The sequence below is a fragment of the Mycobacterium sp. UM_CSW genome, assembly GCF_000455205.1.
Taxonomy (GTDB): Bacteria; Actinomycetota; Actinomycetes; order Mycobacteriales; family Mycobacteriaceae; genus Mycobacterium.
The window spans coordinates 1-5,851 of the sequence record NZ_AUWQ01000121.1 but is presented as its reverse complement, the minus strand read 5'-3'; the positions used below and the strand labels follow the sequence as shown (position 1 = coordinate 5,851).

Annotated in this window: 8 protein-coding genes; 5 read left to right on the top strand and 3 right to left on the bottom strand. The window is 67.0% G+C overall.

Annotated elements, in window-relative coordinates; translation table 11 throughout:
* Positions 1-24: 24 nt before the first annotated feature.
* On the bottom strand, positions 25-1,302 hold the full coding sequence (locus tag N415_RS28090; protein WP_173817367.1) for a cytochrome P450: 1,278 nt from the start codon (positions 1,300-1,302) through the stop codon (positions 25-27).
* 187 nt (positions 1,303-1,489) lie between these two features.
* Here N415_RS28090 and N415_RS28085 point away from each other — a divergent pair, with 187 nt between their 5' ends.
* The 4 genes from N415_RS28085 to N415_RS28070 all read left to right on the top strand — a co-directional run bounded on the left by N415_RS28085 (position 1,490) and on the right by N415_RS28070 (position 3,135).
* Positions 1,490-2,077, top strand: coding sequence for a dihydrofolate reductase family protein (locus N415_RS28085; RefSeq protein ID WP_068188890.1), 588 nt, complete (start codon positions 1,490-1,492; stop codon positions 2,075-2,077).
* Between the two features lie 49 nt (positions 2,078-2,126).
* Positions 2,127-2,525, top strand: coding sequence for a hypothetical protein (locus N415_RS28080; RefSeq protein WP_068188886.1), 399 nt, complete (start codon positions 2,127-2,129; stop codon positions 2,523-2,525).
* A 12-nt stretch (positions 2,526-2,537) separates the two neighbouring features.
* A complete protein-coding gene (locus N415_RS28075) occupies positions 2,538-2,828 on the top strand; it encodes a hypothetical protein (protein ID WP_068188880.1) in 291 nt (96 codons plus the stop codon).
* A gap of 64 nt (positions 2,829-2,892) precedes the next feature.
* Positions 2,893-3,135 (top strand): hypothetical protein, encoded by a 243-nt coding sequence (locus N415_RS28070; protein ID WP_068188876.1) that lies wholly within the window; start codon positions 2,893-2,895, stop codon positions 3,133-3,135.
* Between the two features lie 6 nt (positions 3,136-3,141).
* Here N415_RS28070 and N415_RS28065 read toward each other — a convergent pair whose 3' ends face one another.
* Positions 3,142-4,272, bottom strand: coding sequence for a nitronate monooxygenase family protein (locus N415_RS28065; protein WP_068188872.1), 1,131 nt, complete (start codon positions 4,270-4,272; stop codon positions 3,142-3,144).
* A gap of 112 nt (positions 4,273-4,384) precedes the next feature.
* A complete protein-coding gene (locus tag N415_RS28060) occupies positions 4,385-4,834 on the bottom strand; it encodes a hypothetical protein (protein ID WP_068188868.1) in 450 nt (149 codons plus the stop codon).
* A 166-nt stretch (positions 4,835-5,000) separates the two neighbouring features.
* On the opposite strand from N415_RS28060, the gene N415_RS28055 reads away from it, so the two are divergent.
* On the top strand, positions 5,001-5,851 hold an 851-nt coding region (locus tag N415_RS28055; protein WP_152531618.1), incomplete at its 3' end, for a PE family protein.

Sequence of the window (5,851 nt, the reverse complement as noted above, 5' to 3'; positions counted from 1 at the left end):
CATCACCCTGACACTGACTTGAGGCTAGTGCGCGGCAGGTGATTTCGCGCCGTCGGTGTGGTAGTCGACCTGCCAGTGCTTGATCCCGTTGAGCCATCCCGAGCGCAGCCGCTCGGGCTTGCCGATCGATTCCAGGTTCGGGATGCCGTCGGCGATCGCGTTGAACATCAGGTCGATCGTCATGCGCGCCAGGTTGGCCCCGATGCAGTAATGCGCACCGGTGCCACCGAATCCGACGTGCGGATTGGGGTCGCGCAGGATGTTGAAGGTGAAGGGGTCGTCGAACACGTCCTCGTCGAAATTGGCCGAGCGGTACACCATTACCACCCGCTGACCCTTCTTGATCTGCACGCCGGACAGCTCGTAGTCCTCAAGGGCGGTGCGCTGAAACGACGTGACGGGGGTGGCCCACCGCACGATCTCGTCGGCCGCGGTGCCGGGGCGTTCCCTTTTGAACAGCTCCCACTGGTCGGGGAAGTCGGTGAAGGCCATCATGCCCTGGGTGATGGAGTTGCGGGTGGTCTCGTTGCCGGCCACCGCCAGCAGGATCACGAAGAAACCGAACTCGTCATCGGAGAGCTTGTGGCCGTCGATGTCGGCCTGCACCAGCTTGGTGACGAGGTCGTCGCCGGGGTTCTTCGCCCGGTCGGCGGCCATCTGCATGCCGTACGTGATGAGTTCGACGGAAGCGGTGATGGCGTCGTTGTTCGCAAACTCGGGGTCCTGGTCACCGACCATCTCGTTGGACCAGTGGAAGAGTTTTTTGCGTTCGTCCTGCGGCACACCCATCAGCCCGGCGATCGCCTGCAACGGCAGCTCGCACGACACCTGCTCGACGAAGTCGCCGCGGCCCTCCGCCGCCGCTTCCTCGACGATGCGCCGGGCGCGATCGGCCAGGTCGTCGCGCAGGCGCTCGATGGCGCGCGGCGTGAAGGCCCGCGAGATGATCTTGCGCAGCCGGGTGTGCTGCGGCGCATCCATGTTGAGCAGGACGAATTTGCCGCGTTCGACCTGCTCGCCGACCGTGCCGTCCTTGTAGCGCGGCAGGGCGGTCTTTTCCAGGCTGGAGAAGACGTCGCTGCGCAGCGAGATTTCCTTGACGTCCTTATGCTTGGACACCACCCAGAACCCGCCGTCGTCGAAGCCGCCGGCCCCGATCGGCTGTTCGTTCCACCAGATCGGCGCGGTTCGGCGCAGCTCGGCCAGCTCTTCCACCGGCAGCCGCTCGGCATGGATGTCCGGGTCGGTGAAATCGAATCCGGGCGGCAGATTCGGCTCGGTGGTTGTCTTCGATGCTGACAAGGTCCGCTCCTTCATACGAAGTCGTCTAGTCGTCTTCTTTGTGCCAAATAAACCACTGCTACACCACCGTTGGGAAGGATTGCGGCAAGATCGCCAGGCCGAATTGCAACGTGTTCACCGCCGATGAGTTTCCCGCGCGCCGCCGGTCTGTATCGGTACCAGAGGCCGACCGACCGAGAGGGAGCACATGCGCATCGTTGCCAGCCACTTCATGAGCCTGGATGGGGTCGTCCAAGCCCCGGGCGGCCAGGGCGAGGACAGCGACGGGGGATTCGCACACGGCGGTTGGTCGATGCCGTACTTCGAACCCGAGACCATGGGACCGGCCGTCTCCGAGCTGCTGGGCGAGACCGACGCGCTGTTGTTCGGCCGTCGCACCTGGCAGACGATGGCCGCCGCCTGGCCAAGCCGGGCGGGTGACCCGTTCGCCGACCGTATGAACGAGATCCCGAAGTACGTGGCGTCCCGGACCCTTACTCAGGGCGATCTCGACTGGCCGGGCTCAACCCTGCTGCCCGCCGACGAAGCGATCGGCGCGATACGCGAGCTGCGCGCACGCGACGGCCGGTCGCTGCAGGTGATGGGTAGCGCGTCGCTGGTCTCACAGCTGATCGAGCACGACTTGGTCGACGAATACCGGCTGATGCTCGAGCCGATCCTGCTCGGCGGCGGCAAGCGGGTGTTCCCCGACGACGGACGGGCCCGGGCGCTCGAGCTCGTCTCGGCGACGACGACCGGGACCGGGGTGCTGATCTGCACCTACCGGCGTCTTTGACCGGCGGATATGCTTTGGTCCTGGTCATCGGCGACAGGTGGGGTGGAACATGATTCGGGAACTGCTCAGCGCCGCTTCGATAGCGGGCATCACGATCGGCATGGCGCCGTGCGCCGCCGCAGGTTACGACGGCGACGTGCCGAACATGAATTACGACGCCTCGCTGGGCGCGCCCTGCGACAACTACGAGCGCTTCATCTTCGGGCGGGGCCCCAGCGGCCAGGCGGAGGCGTGCCACTTCCCGCCGCCGAACCAGTTCCCGCCGGCCACCATCGGCTACTGGGTCATCTCCTACCCGCTGTACGGGGTGCAGCAGGCCGGCGCGAGGTGCCCGGGCCCGCAGGCGGCCGCACAGTCAGACCGCGGCCTGCCCATGCTCTGTCTGGGAGACAAGGGCTGGCAAGAGGGATGGTTCACCGGGGCAGGGTTCTTCCCGCCGTCCGAATGACGGGGTGAATCGATGAATCGCGCCCAGCCGGCCGGGGCACCGGTCCCGCGCTGGCTGCGCTTTGTCCTCGCGTCGGATCGCGCGGGCTCCGCCTGGTACGTCGGGACCGGCTTCTTCTTCGCGCCAGTGCTAGCCGTGCTGTCGCCGTGGCCGGCGGTCACCGCCGTGCTCTGGGGAGTCATCGCGGTGGCCGGATTGTGGCTGGGCCTCCTCGGTATCGCGATGGCCGTCGGGCTGGCGCGGATACTGCGGTCCGGCGCCGAGATCCCCGAGGATTACTGGCGCACCCTGGTGAACTACTAGAGCCGATGGTGGCGACCCGCAGCTAGAGTCGTTCCCAAAGGTCCTGCGACAAAAGGAGATTCCGATGGACTTCAATCCGAAAGACGCAGTCGACGCCGCCCGCGACATCGCCACCAACGCCGTCGAAAAGGCTTCCGACATCGTCGAACACGCCGGCGACATAATCCGGGGTGACATCGCGGGCGGTGCGAGCGGCATCGTCCAGAACTCGATCGACATCGGCACCTACGCGGTGGACCGGACGAAAGAGGTGTTCACCGGTCCCGGTAGGGACGAAGTCGAGGAAGTCGACGAAGTCGACGAGTAGCCGCCGTCAGACGGCGGCGGCGGCGTTCAGCTCGTCCAGCCTGTTGGTCGACTCCAGATATTCCTGCACCCACCGCTCGATGACGGTCGACGTCTTTTCAACCTTGTTGAACTGCCCGACGACCTGACCGACCGGGTTGAACGCGACGTCGACCGTCTCGTTCGGGTATTTGTTCGTGGCCCGCACGGCCATGCCGGAAACCATGTACTGCAACGGCATTCCGAGCGGCTTGGGGTTGTCCGGCTGCTCCCATGCCTCGGTCCAGTCGTTGCGCAGCATCCGGGCCGGCTTGCCGGTGAACGAACGGCTGCGCACGGTGTCACGGCTGGACGCCTTGGCATATGCGGCCTGCTGAACTGGGGTGTTCGAGGCTTCCTCCACCATCAGCCACTGCGAACCGGTCCACGCGCCCTGGGCGCCGAGGGCCAGCGCCGCGGCGATCTGCTGACCGCTGCCGATCCCGCCCGCCGCGAGCACCGGCACCGGCGCGACCTCCTTAACGACCTGGGGCCACAACACGATTGAGCCCACCTCGCCGCAGTGGCCGCCGGCCTCGCCGCCCTGGGCGATGATGATGTCGACCCCGGCGTCGGCGTGCTTGCGGGCCTGCGACGGTGAGCCGCACAGCGCGGCCACCTTGCGGCCGGATTCGTGGATGTGCTTGATCATGTCGGCCGGGGGGGTGCCCAGCGCGTTGGCGATCATCGCCACCTTCGGGTGTTGCAGCGCGACTTCGACCTGCGGGGTGGCGGTCGCCTCGGTCCAGCCGAGCAGTTGCAGGGTGTCCTCGTCGGCGTGATCGACCGGCACACCGTGATCGGCAAGGATCTTCTTCGCGAAGTCCAGGTGCTCCTGCGGCACCATCTTGCGCAGCGTGTCGGCCAGCTCCTCGGCCGACAGGTGCGAGTCCATGCCCTCGTACTTGTTCGGGATCACGATGTCGACCCCGTAGGGGTGGTCGCCGATGTTTTCGTCGATCCACTTGAGCTCGATCTCCAGCTGCTCGGGCGTGAAGCCGACGGCGCCCAGCACGCCGAAACCACCGGCCTTGCTGACAGCGACCACGACGTCGCGGCAGTGGGTGAAGGCGAAGATCGGGAACTCGATGCCGAGTTCGTCGCAGATCGCGGTGTGCATGCCTACTCCTGGAAGCTTGACCGAGTAAAAGAACTGAAACGTGTTCTAGTTTAGTACGGACGCCGTTGACGTGGCCAGCCGCCCCCGACCAGCGCGTCGTCACTACGACGTATCAGGTGGTCCACAGGATCAGAAACGCCAGCATGCCGCCGAAGCAGACCAGGTGGTCGCGGCAGATCGCTCGCGCCAGCCGGGTTTGTTCGGCCGGACCGTCCGCCCGGTACCCGAGCCGACCGGCGGCGGGGACCGTGCGCGTCAGCGCCAGCACCATCGGGATACCCGCGAGCGCCGCGGAGATTGCCAGCAGCCACCCGGGGTCGTGGCCCCGGGCGGCCTGAAAGCCCAACGCCGCCAACAAGATCAGCATGACCAAGGCGATCAACCGGCTCATCGGCCGCGACGTGGTGGTCGCGCGATGGTAATAGCCCGCGATCGAAGCGAGCACCGGCTCGGGCAATTCGCCACCCGCGCTTCGATTTTGAAGAACCTGGACGTCGAAAATGAGGTCCATCCACAAAACGGCGAGCAGAAATCCGCCGCAGCCAGCGAGTAACGGGGCCATGACGCTGGTTACCTCCGGTTCGCCTAAACGCCGCAAGTTCGGGGTTGATTTATTGTTGCCCGCTTAGTTGCGGCTGGGAAACAGCTTTGAGTTGTTGTAGCCACGTCTAATTAGGCACCCGAAGGGCCTACTATCCGCTTGTCGGGGGCGACCTGGAGGTTGTCGGATGTCGTTTGTAGTTGCAGTTCCGGACGCGGTCGCCACGGCGGCGGAGAATTTGGCGGGCATCGGTTCATCGCTGGGCACTGCCAATGCGGCCGCGGCGGCCAACACCACCGGCCTGCTGACCGCGGCAAGTGATGAGGTGTCGACCGCGATCGCCTCCTTATTCTCCAATCACGCAGCCCAATACCAGGCGCTCAGCGCCCAAGCCGCGGCGTTTCACAACCAATTCGTCGACCTGCTGCAGAGTGCCGGCGGCGCCTACGCGGCGACCGAGGCGGCCAGCGCGAACCCACTTCAGACCATTGCGCAAGACGTGCTCGGGGTGATCAACACCCCGACCCAGCTGCTGTTAGGGCGCCCGCTGATCGGCAACGGCACCAACGGCGCGGCCGGTACCGGGGCGCCCGGCGGGCCGGGCGGGTTGTTGTGGGGTAACGGCGGCAACGGTGGCTCGGGCGGGGGGGCCGGGCAGGCTGGCGGCGCCGGCGGCCCCGCGGGCCTGATCGGCTTCGGTGGGGCCGGCGGGACCGGTTCTCCCGGCTTCGCGGGCGGCGCCGGCGGCCCCGGCGGGTGGCTGTGGGGCAACGGTGGCGCCGGCGGGATGGGCGGGACCGCAACGCTGGGCAACATCGGCGGTGACGGCGGTGCCGGCGGCAAAGCCTTCTTGATCGGGTCTGGCGGCGCCGGCGGGACCGGCGGGGGCGGTGGGAATCTCGCGGGCAGCTTCGGCGGTGCCGGCGGCGCCGGCGGTAAGTCCGGCTTCCTCTCGGGCATCGGCGGTGCCGGCGGGGCCGGCGGCGCCGCCACCGCTACCGGGGGCTTGGGCGGGGCCGGCGGGGCCGGCGGAAACGG